At 60.9% G+C, this 19,270-nt stretch carries 18 protein-coding genes and 1 pseudogene; 6 read left to right on the top strand and 13 right to left on the bottom strand.

What is annotated here, in order from left to right; translation table 11 throughout:
- Positions 1–84: 84 nt before the first annotated feature.
- Positions 85–1,167: pseudogene (locus tag R2N16_RS24830) on the bottom strand (DNA topoisomerase IB); the annotation flags it as partial.
- A gap of 247 nt (positions 1,168–1,414) precedes the next feature.
- Between R2N16_RS24830 and rpsU the strand changes: the two are divergent.
- Together rpsU and R2N16_RS24840 are read left to right on the top strand one after the other, a co-directional pair.
- Positions 1,415–1,627 carry a 30S ribosomal protein S21 gene (rpsU, locus tag R2N16_RS24835; RefSeq protein WP_003262970.1) on the top strand — a complete coding sequence of 71 codons (213 nt, stop codon included), beginning with the start codon at positions 1,415–1,417 and terminating at the stop codon, positions 1,625–1,627.
- A gap of 341 nt (positions 1,628–1,968) precedes the next feature.
- On the top strand, positions 1,969–2,220 hold the full coding sequence (locus R2N16_RS24840; RefSeq protein WP_316669613.1) for a hypothetical protein: 252 nt from the start codon (positions 1,969–1,971) through the stop codon (positions 2,218–2,220).
- Between the two features lie 16 nt (positions 2,221–2,236).
- On the opposite strand, the gene R2N16_RS24845 is transcribed toward R2N16_RS24840, so the two are convergent.
- Genes R2N16_RS24845 through mnmE form a run of 3 tightly spaced genes read right to left on the bottom strand, consistent with a single transcriptional unit; the run spans position 2,237 to position 4,234 of the window.
- The gene (locus R2N16_RS24845) at positions 2,237–2,560 is read right to left on the bottom strand and encodes a low molecular weight protein tyrosine phosphatase family protein (RefSeq protein WP_316669614.1); all 324 of its coding nucleotides are present in this window, start codon (positions 2,558–2,560) and stop codon (positions 2,237–2,239) included.
- 4 nt (positions 2,561–2,564) lie between these two features.
- Entirely contained in the window at positions 2,565–2,783 is a 219-nt protein-coding gene (locus R2N16_RS24850; RefSeq protein ID WP_316669616.1) for an NUDIX hydrolase, read from the bottom strand.
- A 5-nt stretch (positions 2,784–2,788) separates the two neighbouring features.
- Positions 2,789–4,234, bottom strand: a complete 1,446-nt coding sequence (mnmE, locus tag R2N16_RS24855; protein WP_316669618.1) for a tRNA uridine-5-carboxymethylaminomethyl(34) synthesis GTPase MnmE — start codon at positions 4,232–4,234, stop codon at positions 2,789–2,791.
- 59 nt (positions 4,235–4,293) lie between these two features.
- On the opposite strand from mnmE, the gene R2N16_RS24860 reads away from it, so the two are divergent.
- Positions 4,294–4,692 (top strand): VOC family protein, encoded by a 399-nt coding sequence (locus R2N16_RS24860; RefSeq protein WP_316669620.1) that lies wholly within the window; start codon positions 4,294–4,296, stop codon positions 4,690–4,692.
- Between the two features lie 64 nt (positions 4,693–4,756).
- On the opposite strand, the gene yidC is transcribed toward R2N16_RS24860, so the two are convergent.
- The 4 genes from yidC to rpmH form a co-directional block, all read right to left on the bottom strand.
- A complete protein-coding gene (gene yidC / locus R2N16_RS24865) occupies positions 4,757–6,421 on the bottom strand; it encodes a membrane protein insertase YidC (protein ID WP_316669622.1) in 1,665 nt (554 codons plus the stop codon).
- Between the two features lie 6 nt (positions 6,422–6,427).
- Positions 6,428–6,742 carry a membrane protein insertion efficiency factor YidD gene (gene yidD / locus R2N16_RS24870; protein WP_316669624.1) on the bottom strand — a complete coding sequence of 105 codons (315 nt, stop codon included), beginning with the start codon at positions 6,740–6,742 and terminating at the stop codon, positions 6,428–6,430.
- On the bottom strand, positions 6,739–7,161 hold the full coding sequence (gene rnpA, locus R2N16_RS24875; RefSeq protein WP_316669626.1) for a ribonuclease P protein component: 423 nt from the start codon (positions 7,159–7,161) through the stop codon (positions 6,739–6,741). The genes yidD and rnpA overlap by 4 nt, the downstream gene beginning before the upstream one ends.
- A 61-nt stretch (positions 7,162–7,222) precedes the next feature.
- A complete protein-coding gene (gene rpmH / locus R2N16_RS24880) occupies positions 7,223–7,357 on the bottom strand; it encodes a 50S ribosomal protein L34 (protein ID WP_003262958.1) in 135 nt (44 codons plus the stop codon).
- Positions 7,358–7,986: 629 nt separating this feature from the next.
- On the opposite strand from rpmH, the gene dnaA reads away from it, so the two are divergent.
- From dnaA to gyrB, 3 genes are all read left to right on the top strand, one after another.
- Positions 7,987–9,576 carry a chromosomal replication initiator protein DnaA gene (gene dnaA, locus R2N16_RS24885; protein ID WP_316669629.1) on the top strand — a complete coding sequence of 530 codons (1,590 nt, stop codon included), beginning with the start codon at positions 7,987–7,989 and terminating at the stop codon, positions 9,574–9,576.
- A gap of 276 nt (positions 9,577–9,852) precedes the next feature.
- The gene (dnaN, locus tag R2N16_RS24890; RefSeq protein ID WP_316669631.1) at positions 9,853–10,968 is read left to right on the top strand and encodes a DNA polymerase III subunit beta; all 1,116 of its coding nucleotides are present in this window, start codon (positions 9,853–9,855) and stop codon (positions 10,966–10,968) included.
- A 128-nt stretch (positions 10,969–11,096) separates the two neighbouring features.
- A complete protein-coding gene (gene gyrB, locus R2N16_RS24895; RefSeq protein ID WP_316669633.1) occupies positions 11,097–13,622 on the top strand; it encodes a DNA topoisomerase (ATP-hydrolyzing) subunit B in 2,526 nt (841 codons plus the stop codon).
- A 145-nt stretch (positions 13,623–13,767) separates the two neighbouring features.
- On the opposite strand, the gene R2N16_RS24900 is transcribed toward gyrB, so the two are convergent.
- The 5 genes from R2N16_RS24900 to R2N16_RS24915 form a co-directional block, all read right to left on the bottom strand.
- Positions 13,768–14,727: an O-methyltransferase gene (locus R2N16_RS24900; RefSeq protein WP_316669634.1), complete on the bottom strand. Its 960-nt coding sequence runs from the start codon at positions 14,725–14,727 to the stop codon at positions 13,768–13,770.
- Complete coding sequence (locus R2N16_RS24905) at positions 14,724–16,076, bottom strand: ATP-binding protein (RefSeq protein ID WP_316669637.1); 1,353 nt, start codon at positions 16,074–16,076, stop codon at positions 14,724–14,726. Before R2N16_RS24905 ends, R2N16_RS24900 begins: the two co-directional genes overlap by 4 nt.
- Before the next feature lie 51 nt (positions 16,077–16,127).
- A complete protein-coding gene (locus tag R2N16_RS24910; protein WP_316669639.1) occupies positions 16,128–16,565 on the bottom strand; it encodes a very short patch repair endonuclease in 438 nt (145 codons plus the stop codon).
- A gap of 19 nt (positions 16,566–16,584) precedes the next feature.
- Positions 16,585–17,676, bottom strand: a complete 1,092-nt coding sequence (locus tag R2N16_RS25595) for a DNA cytosine methyltransferase (RefSeq protein WP_428984171.1) — start codon at positions 17,674–17,676, stop codon at positions 16,585–16,587.
- 116 nt (positions 17,677–17,792) lie between these two features.
- Positions 17,793–18,269 carry a hypothetical protein gene (locus R2N16_RS24915; protein WP_316669641.1) on the bottom strand — a complete coding sequence of 159 codons (477 nt, stop codon included), beginning with the start codon at positions 18,267–18,269 and terminating at the stop codon, positions 17,793–17,795.
- Between the last annotated feature and the right edge of the window lie 1,001 nt (positions 18,270–19,270).

Below are 19,270 nucleotides of genomic sequence, written 5' to 3' on the forward strand. Positions count from 1 at the left end.
AAACGTCGGGCTTATGGGTACCGCGATGAGGAATACTTCTTCCTCAAGATCCGCGCCGCGTTCCCCGGTATTACTCGATGAACCTTTTTTTTTGCCCGCACCGTTTGCCTTGGCGGTGCGCTCCAGAAATCGAAGCAGGGCCACTTCTTCGCGTCGCAGGCCTTTGCGTGCGCGAGCCGGAGGCAGTGTTTCCAGCTCGCCCGCCAGGAAGGCGTCCACCACAGCCGGGTGCACATAGCACTTGCGGCAGACCGCCGGCGTGTTCCCTAAGCGTTGGGCCACCGCACCAACGGCCTCCGCCACCTGCCGGCGTGCCTCGGTGACGTGGGCTGATGCGCGCCCGCGCAGCAGGTCCAGTGCGAGCACGCTGCCGGCCCAGGTGCGGTAGTCCTTTGCCGTGAAATCCGCGCCGGAAATCTCATGTAAGTATGTATTCACATCTGTGGAGTCCACCACGCGGCGCTCGCCTGCAGCGTCGATGTACTGGAACAACTCCTGCCCCGGCAGATCGACGCAGCGCCGAATGACGCGCGCCAGGCGCGGGTCCGATACCGACACGTCGTGCTCCACTCCGCTCTTGCCCCGAAACTGAAAACGCACCGTGTTGCCGTGCACCTCGACGTGGCGATCGCGCAGCGTCGTGAGCCCATAGGAGCGGTTGTCGCGCGCATACGCTACGTTGCCCACGCGCACGAGCGTCGCGTCCAGTAGAAAGACCACCGTTGCCAGCATCTTTTCGCGCGACAGGTCCGGCGCCGCCAGATGGACGGTGATCGCCTCGCGCACGCGCGGCAGCGCCGCCCCGAAGGCCAGCAGTCGCCCGTACTTATCGGCATCGCGAAAGACGCGCCAGTCGGCGTGATAGCGATATTGCTTGCGCCCACGCGCGTCGCGCCCCGTCGCCTGCAGATGGCCGCTCGCGTATGGGCAGATCCACACGTCGGTATAGGCCGGCGGGATCGCCAGCTTGTTGATGCGCGCAATCACCGCCGGATCACGGATGCGCTCACCGCGCGTATCGAAATAGACGAAGCGGCCGCGCAGCCGGCGCCGGGAGTAGCCCGGGCGCGTGTCGTCCACATAGCGCAGCCGCTCGGGCAGTGCTTGGGCGGGGGATGGTGCGCTTGCGGCAAGCGACGCGGGCGCAGACTTGGGAACGCGTTCCACGGTAGAGGTCTGGAGAGATGCTCGCGTTGAGCAAACTGCGTTCCTCTTCCCGCGCATTCCGGCAGCTGGCTGCCCATGGCGTAGCATCGAGGCCACGCAACTGCGTAAAATTGCGGCAAGAAATGGCCTTTTCGCCACAATCGGAAGTGCCTTGCATCGGTAAACGGATTCAACTACACTGCACGCCCTCTGGGCGGTATATAATCCGCTGTTTCGCCGTCCACCCGAATACTGAGCAAGGGACCCGATGACCACCATCCGTCTGAAAGAAAACGAGCCGGTCGAAGTTGCACTGCGCCGCTTCCGCCGTGAAATCGAGCGCACTGGCCTGATCAAGGAACTGCGCGCCCGCACCGCTTACGAAAAGCCCACGACCGAGCGCAAGCGCAAGAAGGCTGCTGCTGTGTCGCGTACGCGTAAACGCCTGCGCTCGCAAATGCTGCCGAAGAAGCTCTACTAAGATCGCGCGATTGTTTCGGTAGCACCAATCGGGTGCTGCCGCTGGCGGTGTGAAGTCACTCGACCTCCGTTCAGCCGAGCTTGGTTTGTAGCGCATTGCGCGCGTCCCGGAAGCCTTTCCGGATTCAACCAACGCTCCACTCCCCGATACAGAAGCTAGCAAGATGCGGTTGATGGCCTGTGTGCCATTGTCCGCCGCTTCGGTGCGCTCTGCGCGTGCCCTTCCTGTTGCAAACGACATCCGCCAGCGGTGAATGACCGGCTGGCTGTTGGCGTTTGTTGCGCCGAAGCTGCGTGAGCGTACATTAGCGAGCATCCTTTGCTCGCGCTCCCCCGACGACGATGCCTTCCGATCTCAACGATTACTGGTTTCCGGCCAAGCGCTACGGCTGGGGATGGGGCTTACCTTCGCGTTGGCAAGGCTGGGTGGTACTCGCCATCTATGCAGTACTCCTGGTTGCGGGCATCGTCGGGCTGCACCCAGGGCGCACGCAGTCTAGCTTTGCGTTGTACGTACTGGGCATGACGGCGCTGCTGGTGCTGGTTTGCTGGTGGAAGGGCGAGCCTCCGCGCTGGCGTTGGGGTGGGGATTGAGTGGTTGGCTTGCCAGTCAACCGCGCAGATACGGGCCCACTCGTTTCTCCAGCAGGGCCACGAGTTCCGGCTGCATGAACACGTAGTCGTCGGGAATATCCAGGCACACCACGCGCTTGCCGCGTAGCCGCGAACCAAACCGTTGCGACAGGCGTCGCTGGTGGCTGCGCTCCATGACGAAAATCACCTCGGCCCAGCCAAGCTGGTCGGCGTCGAGTTGCACGTCTGCCTCGGGCGCCAAGCCCGCCGAATCTGTCTCGACGTTTGGCCACTTGGCGAAGACAGCTTCCGCCGTCGGGCTGCGCAGCCGATTGCGGCTGCAGATGAAGAGCACATGCATCGCGCTAAGCCGACGCCTCCTGCGCCACCGCCATCGGCGCGCCCACTTCTACGCGCAGGTTCAACGCTTCGCCAATCTCACGCGCGAGACGTTCGGTGGAGGATTCGCCGAGCGCAATACGGCCGCCGGGCCGCCCCCATTCTTCGCGTTCATTGAGTCGCAGCACGATCTCGCCGGTGGGCGCGAGCAGGACGCCTTTGATGGAGACGGGATGGGCGGACATGGCGTTCACTTGCCAATGCAAAACCGGCTAAAAATCACGCCCAGCAAATCGTCGCTCGAAAACGCGCCCGTGATGCTGTTCAGCGCCTCCTGTGCAAGCCGAAGTTCTTCGGCAAACAGATCCAGCGATTGCGCTTGCTGTGCCGCGTGTTCCGCCGCCGTGGCCAGATGCTCGCGGGCCGTACGCAGGGCGGCGAGATGGCGTTCGCGCGCGAGGTAAAGCCCCTCACCGCCGCCCTGCCAGCCGGCAATCTCCAGCAACGCCGCGCGTAGCAGTTCGACGCCGAGGCCATCGCGCGCCGATAGCCAAACCTCGGGCGGCTCGGTATCCACGCGGCCCGGTACGGCCACGCTCGAAAGGTCGATTTTATTGATGACGCGCAGGGTCGGCACGCCGGCAGGCACGTGCTCGGCGATGCGGGCGTCGATGGCGGCGTCTTCGGGGGACAGGCCATTGGCGCGATAGTCCGCCGCGTCCAGCAGATGCAGTACGACATCGGCGCGGGCAATGGCGGCCCAGGTGCGCTCGATACCAATGCGCTCGACCTCGTCCTCCGTATCGCGCAGGCCCGCTGTGTCGACGATGTTCAGCGGGATGCCTTCGATCTGAATGGTCTGCTGCACCTTGTCGCGCGTGGTGCCGGCAATGGGCGTGACGATGGCAAGCTCCGCCCCGGCCAGCGCATTGAGCAGCGACGACTTTCCGACATTCGGCTGCCCAGCCAGCACCACGTGCAGGCCTTCACGCAGGAGCGCACCCTGGCGCGCCTGCGCCAGTACGCCATCGACGGCCGTGCGAATGCCGGCGAGCTGACCGCGCGCGTCGGACGCTTCCAGGAAGTCGATCTCTTCCTCAGGAAAATCCAACGTGGCTTCCACCAGCATGCGCAGATGGATCACGCGCTCGACCAGCGCATGCACCGCCTGTGAGAACGCGCCATCGAGCGAACGCGCTGCCGAACGTGCGGCGGCTTCGGTGCTGGCCTCGATGAGGTCGGCGACGGCCTCGGCCTGCGCCAGATCCATCTTGTCGTTGAGGAAGGCGCGGCGCGTAAATTCGCCGGGCTCCGCCACGCGCAGGCCGATCTCGCGGCCGGCGGCCAGGCAACGCTGCAGCAGCAGTTGCATCACGACGGGGCCGCCGTGGCCCTGCAGCTCGAGCACGTCTTCGCCCGTGTACGAATGCGGCGCGGGAAACCAGAGTGCGATGCCGCGGTCGATGGCGTTGCCGTCGGCGTCGAGAAAGGGCAGGTAGGTTGCCTGGCGCGGCGTCAGCAGGCGCCCGCACAGGGCTTGCATGACGGTGCGCACGTCGGGCCCCGACACGCGTACCACGCCAATGCCGCCTCGCCCCGGCGCGGTGGCAATCGCCGCGATGGGGATCGTGAGGATGGGCGCGCGCGGCGCGTCGGAAGCGTTCGGCAAGGTGGTGGGATGGTCAGCAGCGGTCATGGGCGGTATTGTGCGGCAGCCGCGCAGTTGCGCGCCAGTTTCCGACCAAGGAGATTCGGATGATCGATCACACCGGCGTCGTCGTCAGCGACTTCGAAGCCAGCAAGCGGTTCTACGAACAGGCGCTCGGCGCCATTGGCCTGGCCAAGGTACTGGAGTTTCCCGCGGCCGTCACCGGCCACACCGATGTGGCGGGCTTTGGCCCACCGGGTAAGGCGGAGTTCTGGATTTCAGCGGCGATGGCCGGGCACGGGCCGAACAAGCCGCCGCTGCACGTGGCCTTCCGTGTCGACACGCGTGCCGAGGTCGAGGCGTTCTACGCTGCCGCGATGGCCGCAGGCGGCACAGACAATGGCGCGCCAGGCGTGCGCGCGCACTATCACCCAAACTACTACGGCGCCTTCGTGCGCGACCCGGATGGCCACAACATCGAGGCCGTCTGCCACGCGCCCGTTTGATGCGTTTCAAGCAGGCGTAAAAAAGGGCACCCGGAGGTGCCCTTTTTGCTGGCGCGCAGTCGCCTTACTTGGCGGGTGCCGCCTTCTTGTTGGTGCCCAGCATGCGGTTGATCGACCATTGCTGCGCGATCGACAGGCAGTTGTTCACCACCCAGTACAGCACCAGGCCGGCCGGGAAGAAGAAGAACATCACCGAGAACGCGATCGGCATGAACATCATGACCTTGGCCTGCACCGGGTCCGGCGGGGTCGGGTTCAGCTTGGTCTGCACGAACATCGACACGGCCATCAGCACCGGCAGGATGTAGAACGGGTCAGGCGTGGACAGATCGTGCACCCAGCCGATCCAAGGGGCACCGCGCATCTCCACCGACGACAGCAGGGCCCAGTACAGCGCCATGAACACCGGAATCTGGATCACGATCGGCAAGCAGCCGCCGAGCGGATTGACCTTCTCGGTGCGGTACAGCGTCATCATTTCCTGGTTCATCTTCTGCGGATCGCCCTTGTGGCGTTCGCGGATGGCTGTCATGCGCGGCTGCAGGTCCTTCATCTTGGCCATCGACCGGTAGCTCGTGGCCGACAGCGGGAAGAACACCAGCTTGATCAGCACGGTGAGCGCGACAATCGACCAGCCCCAGTTGCCCAGCAGCGCGTGGATCTTTTCGAGTAGCCAGAACAGCGGCTTGGCGACGATAGTCAGCCAGCCATAGTCCTTCACCAGATCCAGGCCCGGCGTGATGGACTCAAGCATGCGGGCTTGCTGCGGGCCGGCGAACAGGCGTGCCGTGGCCGACACACTGGCGCCTGGCGCCACCGTGCCCAGCGGCTCCTGGATGCCGATGCGGTAGAAGTTGGCGTCAACGCGGTTGACGTAGTACTCGCGCTTGACGTTGTCGGCGGGAATCCAAGCCGATGCAAAGTAGTGCTGCACCATCGCCACCCAGCCGCTGTCGGTCGCAGCCGGCACGTGCGCCTTGCCCTTGTCGATGTCGGCGAAGGTGATCTTGTGGAACTTGTCGCCGTCGGTGTAGACGGCTGGGCCGGTGAACGTGCTGTAGAAGCGCGACTGCTCCACAGCGCCGCCGTCGCGGGCCAGTTCCAGGTACAGCGTCGGGTTGATCGGCGCGGTGCCGTCATTGGTCACGTCGAATCGCGTGTCGATCACGTAGCTGCCGCGCTTGAAGACGTACGTCTTGGCCAGCTTGGCACCGCCCTTGTCGGCCGTCAGCGTGATGGAGACATCGTTGCCTGTGCCCAGGTCACGCGGGCCGGGCGATGCCGTGAACACCGTCGTGTGGTTCGGGAAGTCGCCGCCGATGATGCCCGAGCGCGCCAGATAGGTACGCTCGACGCTGCGATCGAACAGCACCATCGGGTTGCCGTCGTGGTCCTTCTGGTCAAGCAGTTCGAGCTTGGTGACGATGGCGCCGTCGGTGTCGATGGTGGCGCGCAGCAGGTCGGTCGAGATGACGATCTTTTCCGAAGCCGGTGCCTGCGAAGCAGCACCCGTGGCCGGGGCGGCTTGCGGCCCCGCGGCTGCCGTCGTGGAGGCGCTGTTCGGCACGTCGCCTGCGGGCGTGCTGCCCGGCGCAGCGGCCGTGGTGGTGGCCGTTTGCGGCGTCGGGAAGAACATCGACTGGTGGCCATTCGCGCGTTGCCAGTTGTCGAACAGCAGGACAACCGCCAGCGAGAAGATCACCCAGAGAATGGTGCGTTTGATATCCATGTCGGATTACGGTCTGGGAAGGTGAATCGACGGCCGCGCAGGCTGGGAGTCAGCTGCGGTCGCGTCGGTCGATGCGGGATCGGTGGAGCGGGGCGCAGCGTCGCCAGCGGCGGGCGGCACAGGATCATACCCGCCTTGTGCGAACGGATGGCAGCGGCATAGACGTTTTACCGCAAGATAACTGCCGTAACCGGGCCCGTGAGTGAGCACGGCATCGCGCGCGTAGTCGGAACAGGTTGGGAGGAAACGGCATTGCGCACCCACAAACGGGCTGAACGCCACTTTGTAGATGCGCAGCAGAAACAGCAGCGCGCGCGTCATGGCGTGCTCCCAGCGGTGGGCTGGGAAGGTGCGGCGGCAGGTGGGGCCGGCAGCGGCCGCGTGGCAACCTCAAAGAGATGAACCAGCTCTTCGCGGCAGATGCGCTTGAAGGCGGCCACGGTGGGCACGTCCTGGCGCGGAAACTTGGCCTGCAGGCGGATCAGCACGTCGCGCCCGCCCAGCAGGGGCTGGCGCAGGCGAAACAATTCGCGGCACTGACGCTTGATGAGGTTGCGCTCGACCGCGCGCTTGGCAAATTTCTTGCCGATCACCACACCCAGGCGCGCCTGCTGGTCGCCGTTGGCGCGCACATACAGCACGAAGTGACGACTACGCCGGACCGGCCGCAAAGCAAAAACGGATGAAAACTCATCCGTTTTTGTCAGCCTTGCGGCCTTGGGGTAGGCGTGCAGGCCCATCGCCAGCGTGCCGCAAAGCCACGGGTAACGGCCTGAGCCGCCACCCTCGGCGCGGCCGTCTTTAGATGGCCAGGCGCTTACGGCCCTTGGCGCGGCGTGCGTTCAGCACGGCACGGCCACCACGGGTCTTCATGCGGACACGGAAACCGTGGGTGCGCTTGCGACGGGTAACGGAAGGTTGATAGGTACGCTTCATGATGCACTCTCTTGTTAATGGGTGGTGCGGACATCGCCGCACGCGCCGGGCCTAGGGCTGCCCCAGCGGCCTAGTGTCGATTCAGTCAGAGAAATCGCCCACGCAGACCGCCGTGCGCTGTGTTGTTCAGGTCTAGGGTGTCACCGGAACATCGGGCACCGAGAGCATCGGGCCTAAGCCGGATCAGTCGCGACGAAGTGTTTCTCGCCCCGCATCTGACACGAACAAGCGTGCGCTCCCCTGCTGCGCATCGCAGAACCCGACATTTAAGCGGCATTTCCCATATCTGTCAAGCCTCCGTGACTGGGGATAACGTACGCCCGGCGCCTGTAATCCACGGGGCGACGAGTTGTCCCCAACGCCTTGTGCGGCTTGGTGTGCACTGTGGAAAGCCTTGCGGGCACTGGGTTTGCGGCAAGTCGGAAAAATCGGTTGTCCACCGCTACTCACAGCGGGTCCACAGGTTATCCACAGACTTATCCTTTGTGGATAACTTTCCGCGGGGGGTACAATCCCGTTCCAATAACGAAAGCCACCCGGTTTCTGGCCAGCGCCAGGGGCCCGGCGGCCGGCCCACCCGGGGACGTCATCAGACGCGTGTGGCGCCGGTCAAACACCTAACGATAACGATGCAGGATTTCTGGCATGCGGCATCAGCTCAGCTTGAGAGTGAGTTGACGCCGCAACAATTCAAGACGTGGATCAAGCCGCTCACGCCGCTGTCGTTTGACGAACAGGCGTGCACGCTGCGGATAGCCGCGCCCAACCGCTTCAAGCTCGACTGGGTCAAGAGCCAGTTCTCGGGCCGCATCCAGTCGCTCGCGTGCGACTACTGGGAGATGACGGTCGACGTGCAGTTTGTGCTCGACCCGACCGCCGGCCAGCGCCCGGCGGCCTTGCAGCCGGCACTCGCGCCGGTGCCGATGCAGCCCCTGGGGGCGCAATCGATTCAAGCGCGGCAGGCCATGCCGACTGGCAACGGTGTCATGCATGACGCGGCCACTCTGCGCCCTGCGCCGGTGATGTACCGCGAAACCGCGCCGGCGACGGCCAGCCATGCTGCAGCCGATATCGACGTGCCCGTGATGGACGCCGCCGAGGTCAGCGCCCAGTCGTATCGCATGCCGCCGCAGGCGCCGGCCCTGGTCACGAGCCTGGCCGCGCCGCCGCAGGCTCCGGTGGATGATTCCGTGCACGAGCGCTCGCGGCTGAATCAGATCCTGACGTTCGACAACTTCGTCACCGGCAAGGCCAATCAGCTGGCGCGCGCCGCAGCCATCCAGGTCGCCAACAACCCGGGCAAGTCGTACAACCCGCTGTACCTGTATGGCGGCGTGGGCCTGGGCAAGACGCACTTGATCCATGCCATCGGCAACTTCATGCTGATGGAGAACCCGCGCGCGCGCATTCGCTACATCCACGCAGAACAGTACGTTTCCGACGTGGTAAAGGCCTACCAGCGCAAGGCGTTTGATGATTTCAAGCGCTACTACCACTCGCTCGATCTGTTGCTGATCGATGACATCCAGTTCTTCTCGGGCAAGAACCGCACGCAGGAAGAATTTTTCTACGCGTTCGAGGCGCTGATCGCCAACCGCGCGCAGGTCATCATCACTAGCGATACGTATCCGAAAGAGATCACCGGTATCGATGACCGCCTGATCTCGCGTTTCGACTCGGGCCTGACCGTGGCGATCGAGCCGCCCGAGCTGGAGATGCGCGTCGCGATTCTGATGAAGAAGGCGCAGGCCGAGAACGTGACCGTGCCGGAAGAGGTGGCCTTCTTCGTGGCCAAGCATCTGCGCTCGAACGTGCGTGAGCTGGAAGGTGCGCTGCGCAAGATCCTGGCGTACTCGAACTTCCACGGCAAAGAGATCACGATCGAGGTCACGCGCGAGGCGCTGAAAGACCTGCTGACGGTGCAGAACCGACAGATCTCGGTGGAAAACATCCAGAAGACCTGCGCGGATTTCTACAACATCAAGGTCGCGGATATGTACTCCAAGAAGCGGCCGGCCAACATCGCGCGTCCGCGTCAGATCGCCATGTATCTGGCCAAGGAGCTTACGCAGAAGAGCCTGCCCGAGATTGGCGAATTGTTCGGCGGACGCGACCACACCACGGTGCTGCACGCCGTGCGCAAGATTGCCGACGAGCGCACCAAGGACGCCCAGCTCAACCACGAGTTGCACGTGCTGGAGCAAACGCTCAAGGGTTGACCGCAGGATGGTCACCAGGGCGCATGGCAACGCCATTCGCCCTGAATCAAGCCTTGATGGACGCCCGCTCCAATGCGGGCGTCTTTTCATGCACAATAGACATATTTGCCGCGCGCGTGACGCTATCCAGCGCCCCCTTATTTGCGGTATAATTTGTGATTAACCCCTTGATTTACAACAACTTTGGGTTAATCGCGAATGCTCCTGCAGGCACCGGCCCGTGTGGCCCAGGCTGGGGCGCGCGCGGTGTCACCTCTCAAGCCAAGGATCGCCTTCATGCAATTGGTCAAAACCTCGCGAGACAACCTGCTGCGTCCGCTGCAAATCGTGAGCGGCATCGTGGAACGCCGACACACGCTGCCCATCCTGGCCAATCTGCTAATCACCAAACAAGGTGAACGGGTTTCCTTCCTGTCCACCGACATCGAAATCCAGATCACCACGCACGCCGATTGCGGCGCCGGCGCCGGCGATATCGCCACCACCGTGGCCGCCCGCAAGCTGGTCGACATCCTGCGTGCAATGCCCGACGGCGAAGTTGCCCTCACGCTCAACGACAAGCGTATGACGGTGCAATCCGGCAAGAGCCGCTTTGCGCTGCAGACGCTGGCCGCTGAAGAATTCCCCACCGTCGCAGAGGCAACCGATTTCGGTGCCCGCATCACGCTGCCGCAGAAGACGCTCAAGCACCTGCTGGCAATGGTGCACTTCGCGATGGCCCAGCAAGATATCCGCTACTACCTCAACGGCATGCTGCTGGTGGTGGACGGCAAGCAAGTCATGGCAGTCGCCACCGATGGCCACCGACTGGCCTACTGCGGCGTTGAAACGGGCGAGCAACCGGCAGGCGCCGGCGGCCGCCACGAAGTCATCATCCCGCGCAAGACCATCCTCGAGTTGCAACGCCTGCTCGAAGACGTGGACGATCCCGTCTCGGTGCAACTGGCCTCGAACCAGGTCAAGTTCACCTTCGGCAATATCGAGCTGATCTCCAAGCTGGTCGAAGGCAAGTTCCCGGATTTCCAGCGCGTGATTCCCAAGGGTTACCGCAACAGCTTCACGATCGACCGCACGTTCCTGCAGAGCGCGCTGCAACGCACGGCCATCCTGACCACCGACAAGTTCAAGGGTGTGCGCTGCATGCTCGACACCAACGTCCTGAAGATCAGCTCCACCAACGCTGACCAGGAAGAAGCGCAGGAAGAACTCGAAATCGACTACCAGGGCGACGCGCTGGATATCGGCTTCAACGTCACCTACCTGCTGGACGTGCTGGCCAACCTCAAGACCGAGAAAGTGCAGGTGAGCCTGGGCGACTCCAACTCGAGCGCGCTGATCACCCTGCCCGACGACGACACCTTCAAGTACGTCGTCATGCCGATGCGCATTTGACGCACCGCTGCACCCAGAGCAAGACGAGGGGCTGGATCGTGACGATCCGCCCCTTCGCCGTTTTTAAGCAACCCCGCTGTGTGCGCTGAGACAACCTTTTCCGCGCCCATGGCTGCGAGCAGAACGACATGACCGAAGAGCAGAAACCGCAATCCTCCCCCGCCGATGGCAGCTACGGCGCCGCCTCGATCCAGATCCTGGAAGGCCTGGAGGCGGTACGCAAGCGGCCGGGCATGTACATCGGCGATACGTCCGACGGCACCGGCCTGCACCACCTCGTGTTCGAGGTGCTCGACAACTCCATCGACGAAGCACTGGCCGGCCATTGCACCGAGATCCAGGTCACCATCCACACCGACAACTCCATCTCGGTGGTCGACAACGGCCGCGGCATCCCGACCGGCATCAAGTTTGACGACAAGCACGAGCCCAAGCGCAGCGCGGCCGAGATCGTCATGACCGAGCTGCACGCCGGCGGCAAGTTCGACCAGAACAGCTACAAGGTCTCGGGCGGCCTGCACGGCGTGGGCGTGTCTTGCGTGAACGGCCTGTCGAAATGGCTGAAGGTGACGATCCGCCGTGACGGCAAAGTCCACCACATCGACTTCGCGCGCGGCATCCCGCAAAACCGCCTGATCGAAACGATGGAAGCGCCGGACGGCAAGATGGTTGAAGTCTCGCCGCTGCGTGTGTCGGGCAACACAGACAAGCGCGGCACCGAAGTGCACTTCCTGGCCGACGAAGAGATCTTCACCAACGTCGAATACCACTACGAGATCCTCTCCAAGCGCATTCGCGAGCTTTCGTTCCTGAACAACGGCGTGCACATCCGCCTGACGGACCAGCGCACCGGCAAGGAAGAAGACTTCGCCTTCTCGGGCGGCGTGAAGGGCTTTGTTGAGTACATCAACAAGAACAAGACCGCACTGCACCCGACCATCTTCTTTGCCACCGGCGAGAAAGACGGCGTGGGCGTGGAAGTGTCGATGCAGTGGAACGACGCCTACAACGAGCAGGTGCTCTGCTTCACCAACAACATCCCGCAGCGCGACGGCGGCACCCACCTCACCGGCCTGCGCGCCGCCATGACGCGCGTCATCAACAAGTACATCACCGACAACGAGATCGCCAAGAAAGCCAAGGTCGACACCTCGGGTGACGACATGCGCGAAGGCCTGACCTGCGTGCTCTCCGTCAAGGTGCCGGAGCCCAAGTTCAGTTCCCAGACCAAGGACAAGCTCGTCTCTTCCGAAGTGCGCCTGCCCGTGGAAGACGTGGTGGCCAAGGCCCTGAGCGACTTCCTGCTGGAAACGCCCGTCGACGCCAAGATCATCTGCGGCAAGATCGTTGAGGCTGCCCGCGCGCGCGAAGCCGCCCGCAAGGCCCGCGAAATGACGCGCCGCAAGGGCGTGCTCGACGGCATGGGCCTGCCCGGCAAACTGGCCGACTGCCAAGAGAAAGACCCGGCCCTGTCCGAACTCTTCATCGTCGAGGGTGACTCCGCAGGTGGATCGGCCAAGCAAGGCCGCGACCGCAAGTTCCAGGCAATCCTGCCGCTCAAGGGCAAGATCCTGAACGTCGAGCGCGCACGCTTTGACAAGATGCTCTCCAGCCAGGAAGTGCTCACGCTCATCACCGCCATGGGCACCGGCATTGGCAAGGACGACTACAACCTCGACAAGCTGCGCTACCACCGCATCATCATCATGACCGATGCTGACGTGGACGGCTCGCACATCCGCACGCTGCTGCTCACGTTCTTCTACCGCCAGATGCCCGAGATCATCGAGCGCGGCCACGTGTACATCGCCCAGCCGCCGCTCTACAAGATCAAGCATGGCAAGGAAGAGCGCTACATCAAAGACGACGTCGAGATGGCCGCCTACCTTGTGCGCCAGGCGCTGGACACCGCCGTGCTCGTGCGTGCCGACGGCACCGAGATTGCCGGCGACGCCCTGGCCGAACTCGCCCGCCAGTACCAGCTCAGCCGCGGCGTGATCGAGCGCCTGTCTCGCGTGATTGACGCCGACGCCCTGCGCGCCATTGCCGAAGGCGTGGCCCTCGACCTCTCTAACGAAGCCGCAGCCGAAGCCAGCGCCCGCACGCTCAAGGCCCGCCTGCTGGAAATGCAAGGTAACGCCAGCAGCGCCAACGGCGGCGCCACCGCAGACGCCTTCATGCAGTACGACGAGAAGAGCGAGAAGTACCGCATCATGGTGGTCCGCCGCCAGCACGGCAACCAGCGCCTGAGCCACATCGACGCCGACTTCGTCGCCGGCGCCGATTACGCCGCCCTGTCGGGCACCGCCGCCACCTTCCAGGGCCTGATTGGCGATGGCGCCAAGGTGCGCCGCGGCACCGGCGACAAGGTGCGCGAACAGAACGTCACCGACTTCCACGCCGCCATGAACTGGCTGCTGGCCGAAGCCGAGCGCGGCGTAAGCCGCCAGCGCTACAAGGGTCTGGGCGAAATGAACCCCGAGCAGCTGTGGGAAACCACCATGGACGTCACCCAGCGCCGCCTGCTGCGCGTGCAGATTGAAGACGCCATTGCCGCGGACCAGATTTTCACCACGCTGATGGGCGACGACGTGGAACCGCGCCGGAACTTCATTGAGAGCAATGCGTTGGTGGCCCGGAATATTGATGTTTGAGGGTGCTGATGGGGAAGAAAAAACCGGCTGTAGGCCGGTTTTTTTTTGCTCGATGCCGATTGCTGAATCGCTCTCAAATGCTGGTGTCTAGTGGGTCTCCGCTTGTAAGCGGCCTCGATCAAAGGGAGGCTAAGACCGTCGGTAATCAGGTTTCCAGTACGGCGAAGTTTGGCAAGTACCTATACAGCTCCGCGAATCGATGAGCCTCACTCGGGGGCATAGTTCCAACGTCGAGTTGAGTGCCTGCTGGAAGCGGTAGTTGGGCTTCAAGCTTTCTGAACTCCCTCGGAGTGAGCTTTGGAACTGAGATTCGAATCGGCTGCGGTTTGCCGGTTAAGAAATCCAAAGTGTCGAAGTGGCACTGCTCTATAAGTGGCGCAGCGTCGTCATCGTGGAAAATTCCCACGATCGTCGTCATCTTGGCTCCATCTTCATACTCGATTTCGCATATAGAACGGAAGTTCATCTTCCGAGCTCCCGCCTGAGCGTTTCGGATGGATAGTGCGCTCTCCACTTCGCGATAGAGCATCGAACGGGACAGCTGACCGTATTGCCACCCATAGAGCTGTAATTCTTTGAGATCGGGAGGAGTTCGTTCTCGCCCAAAAACTTGGGTGAAGCGTTCAACTGCCGTTGCGCCCCCTTCATCTCGGGCCGCGGCTATCTGTGGTGCTGTAGAGCACTGTACGGATACAGCCAACACGGTGCCCGACTTTGCGCGGGAAGCCACCGCACGCATATCGAGCATCATGTCCATCGAAAGCGGATCGTCATAATCCAGCCAGAGGAACTGATTTTGAGACCAGTCCAGCGTTGGCAGAACGTTGGTTGATTGGTTGTAAATGACTGGAATCTGGAATGGTTTATTCGCCTCTATCCGGTCTCTCGCGGCTTCTGCCTGTTCGATGGAAATCATCCTCTTGATTCCCAGTGCTCTGTGAAATAGAGCAAAGTCAGAAAACCAGACCGACCCAAATCCTACATATACGTAGTCTTCGACTCGCCCAAATGGGCGAAGTCGTCGAAACACATCGCACAGCATTCGCCTTTCAGCGTGCTTGGCGGGACGCAGAGAGTAGTCAATCCGTCGAAAGCTGGCACTCATTCTCCACCCATCTCTTTGTAGATAAGCTCGAAGGTACTCTCTCCGACCGCTTTCGCGGACCCTACAGAAAGCTCCTCCATCAAATGCTCAACCTGGCTGAGAGGTTTTGAATATTGAATCTTTACTGTCTTTATTCGCTTTGTTATCGATCCCCTGGCTGGCGCAATGAACTCAGCTTTTGCGGCCTGTAGCTCTTCCGGCTGAACTACTCGCGCAGATGAAATGTGTTCGTACAACGGGCTCTGGTCACGCGTGTGTTCATCGATGTCCGAATCAAGTTCATTAAGGAAGTTAATGACTGGGCGCATCATTTCCATCATGCGTTCGAACGTGGCTTGCCAAACAAGATTGTCCTGGTCTACATCAGTCTTGGTTGTATTCCAAGGGACTTGAGATGAATCTTGAGAGTCGAAATATACGATCCCACGAAACCGCGCAAACTGATTGTGATAAGTTGGAATCAGGAGGGAATTCGAGCTTTCTTCAATCAAGCCCCAGCCCGTCACGTTGCGTCTGTCTGCCTCAAGAATAACGCGACCATTACACACGACGTACCAGCCTGCTTCGCGAGGAGAGCTGGGACCAACGCCGACGATAATTCGTACCTTTACTTTAGTGTTCTCGTCTTGTCCAAAGACGAGTTCATCGATGCCGGGTTTGAAGTCATCTTTAACGAGTAATTGCAGGCTCGTCGCGTTAATTGCTGTTCCGTTTACGCTAATTTGAAGGCCGCTGGCGATAAATTGTCGATGCTTTGATTTGATTAGGCTGATTATATTGTTCTCGAAATTCTTCGAGGAAAACTTTCCACTGACTTCCGGCCTCAGCTCGGTGACGATAATTTCCGTCCCAGGGCTTTCTTGGGACAGATCGTCACTGGGTTGGAAATCCGCCCATGGGAATTCCCAACTTGTTTCCTCGCTCTCCCAGATGGAAACGGTAATATCCACGCACCATGCATCGTCAAGCGTAGCTGATCGGACAGAGAATTTATTGCCAAATTTAAAAAGGGCCCGCTTCATCCCCACGCCGAATTGGCCGATTGAGTGAGGGGTGGTTCTGGCGCTTGAGGGACGGCCGAAGCGGAACGCATAGTTCATTGCAGTTTCGCTATCAAAACCTCCGCAGTTGTCCCATATCGAGAATTTATCTCGATCGAATTTGATCTCGACCCGCCTACCATCGAAAGGCCGCTCGCCGTCATCTTTTAGCGACTTGGCCCCATCTACCGAGTTATCAACCAGGTCAAGTACGGCTTGTTCAAGTGCGATATCGCGCGTAAGCATATCGACGAAAAAAGTTTTCGTCGGTTGCGCGTTGATCTTTGGCTTTTCGCCGGTAGTTGCCATGGTTGATCCCCTCAATTTTTTGACTTTTGTTAATGCTCTGTTTGGCTAACTCTACTCTGAGCTTTGTTCTGCTCCGTGCCTTTTGTCGAAGATTTCCCGCAAGCGTGCTTGCAACGTCTCGGCGGATTCGGACTCGCACTCCCAGATAATCTCAACGCGCCATCCCTGTTCAGTCAGCGCCTCTGTGTTTGCAGCATCTCGCTCGATATTACGCGCAAATTTTGCTTCCCACCTTTCCGTGTCTGTTTTCGGGGTGGAGGCCATTCGGCAGCCTGGGTGACGATGCCAGAAGCATCCGTGCACAAAGATTACTGTTCGATGTTTGGGGAATACTAGGTCGGGCTTGCCAGGCAGAGTCCTGACGTGTAGCCGGAAGCGTAGCCCCATTGCATGAGCGGCGCTTCGAACACGTAATTCGGGGGAGGTATTTGTCGAGCGCACCCTCGACATTAACCATGACCTGTGAGCTCGGGTGAGGCGATCAGTCATTCATACCTCCCAACGATTATTACGCGAGCAGTCTCTCCCTGACTGCACCGAAGATGGCTTTCGACATGATCGGGGAAACGCTATTTCCAATCATACGAAAGCTATGCCAGATGGTCGGGTGGAACAAATGAGAATCAGGAAACCCTTGAAGTCTTGCCGCCTCGCGGACCGTGATCACCCGCGGCTCCTCGGGATGAAGCGGTCGCACTGACTGGTACGATCCGCGATCAGAACCAGTACCTGCGCGTAGCGTTGGGCATAGACCGTCCCATTTCAGTTTGTAGTGCCGTCCGACCGGGTCATGAGTGCCCTGTTTTAGGCTCGCAAACCGAGCCTCCGTCGTGGCTTGGTGCACTGTGCGTCTATTGCCTGTGAAACTACCGTCGGCGCTTCTTAGAGCGCTGGCATATTCTGAGGGACGGCCACGTTTTACGATACGCCACACGTCGAATCCCGCGGCAGGATCTTCGACAAGGGTAGCATTTGCCAGGTCGCTAATCGCAGACTTAACTGTGGCGGGGCGCCGCTGCCACGCAAGGAGGTCTTCCATTGAGATGGGGGGGCATCGCTTGCGATCGGTTCCGATAATGAATAGTCGTGTTCGTGACGTGGCTGCGCCGAAGTTTGCAGCGTCCAGTAACACTGGCCCGAGAATGGAGTATCTGCTCGAGACTTGGCTGATTCCTCTGTCAAGGAGAGCTCGTGCGTCCTTATATGAAAGCCCTCTAACATTTTCCATGATGAAGAAGCGAGGGCGGAGCTCGTCGACGATGCGAAAAAAATCCAAGAGCAGTTCGCGGCGCGGGTCATTGACGTCTCGCTTGCCAATGTCACTAAATCCCTGACACGGAGGGCCGCCGAAGACGCCGTCCACCGGGACCCCTACGATGTCTTTAATTTCGCCGCCGCTAAGCCCCCTCACATCCCTTAGCTGCAAATCTGTTTTTGGGAAGTTGGTGCGATACGACGATGTCAATATTGGATCAAGGTCGAAGGCTGCCTTCACATCAAATCCGGCTTGGTGTGCGCCGAGGGAAAACCCTCCGCATCCGCAGAATAGGTCGACGAGATTCATAGGTGAGAGCGGGGCGGGTAAGGTATGGGCCGCCATTCGGAGTTCGGCGGAAGTATACCTGGCTACGTAAGCCGGTGACTGCAAGCCTGGCCTAGAGCCGAACAAAGCCGCTCAGGGGCGGCTTTGCTCACAACCAACATCCATCAATCAGATCACGAAGCCTCAACCTCCTCCACCTTCCTCTTCGGCCCATTCTTACTAAACCGCGCCCCCAAGGCCTTCCGAGCCATATCAAGCCCTTCCCCCTTGCCCGAAATCTTCAGAAGGGCATACCCCTCCAGCGACGCGCTCATCAGATCGCTACCCAAAGCAAACTGCGAATCCCGCATCCGCTCATAAATCTTTTCCAGGCGGTTCAGGCGCGGCCGCAGGGCATCGAATGCCGCCAGGTCACGCCGCATTTCCGCGAGGCTGAAGTTGCCCGGCAGCACGCCGGGGTTGTTCCCCAGCACTTCCACTGCCTTGCGGCAGAATGCCTCCGATTTGTCGCCCATCTTCACCGCGCCGCTGCGCTGTTCTGTCGACAGGTCGATCAGGCCGATGAGCTTGTCTTCCAATGACTTCAAGGCTGCGTCCACTGCAGCCAAGTCAGCCGTGCTGATCTGAAGAGAGATCAGATTTTGTGCCATTGCTTTCCTCAAATTGATGTTGCTTGGTCATGCCGACTGGCACGACGGCCTCAGATTCGTTGCAGCAACGACGTCCCGCAAGCGAAATGCGGGTTCTTGACGTTATTTGACGGAAGTACAGGGTAAATTCCAGTTCGAATGGGCCTCCGAGCCCCATCGATGCTCCTCAAAGCTCCATGAGAGAAGGTCAAAGGTCCATCAATGCACCTCTGAACTCCAGCAATGGGGCAAAAAGGTCCACTCTTGAACCTCGGAGCGGGACTAATGGGCTAAAAGGCTCGACGCTCGCACCTCTGACCTCTGCGAGTGAGCCGAAAAGGTCCACCTTTGTACCTCGCAGGGTCCATTAGTGGAGCGAAAAGGTCCTCCCTTCAGTCTCCGACCTCCATGAGTGGATAAAAAAGCTCGGCGCTTGAACCTCGGCGCTGCATGGATGGACCTTGAGACTCCACGGGAAAAGCTTGGAGGTCCACTCCCAAGAATCGGATTTTTCTGACGGCCCCCATCGCTATAATTGGCGCGCTGCCGCACCAACGGCAGCCGGGTCTGGCGATCCGACCGCGCAACACTCAAAGAAGACGGACAACCGGTGATGCGGTTGCGTCCGTACACGCTCGCGCTAGCTTTATGGCAGGCCGGGTGGGGAGACCGAAAGGTCTGCCGGTTTTCTTTGGGGGCCGGTTCGCCAGCCCCGCCGTCGGGCCTGCCACCCTCGTCTGGCGACGGAGTGGTGAGCCTCCAGCAACCCCAAAGAGGCCATCATGCCAAGCACTCAAAGCGGGCACCGCCCCGCGTCTTACCCATCTCCACCCGAACCACCCACGCACGCGTCCACGTCGTCTGACACCGGCACGCTCACCAAAAATCGCACGTACCTGAACGGCGCAATGGCAGCGCAGGCTTATCTCAAGTGCGTATTTCAAGCCATCGTGGACGGCCATTTCAGATGAGCGTAGACGGTGTTTCAAGGCAACGTGGACGCCGTTTCAAAGCATCGTAGA

The sequence above is a fragment of the Ralstonia psammae genome (genome assembly GCF_958405935.1).
Lineage (GTDB): Bacteria > Pseudomonadota > Gammaproteobacteria > Burkholderiales > Burkholderiaceae > Ralstonia > Ralstonia psammae.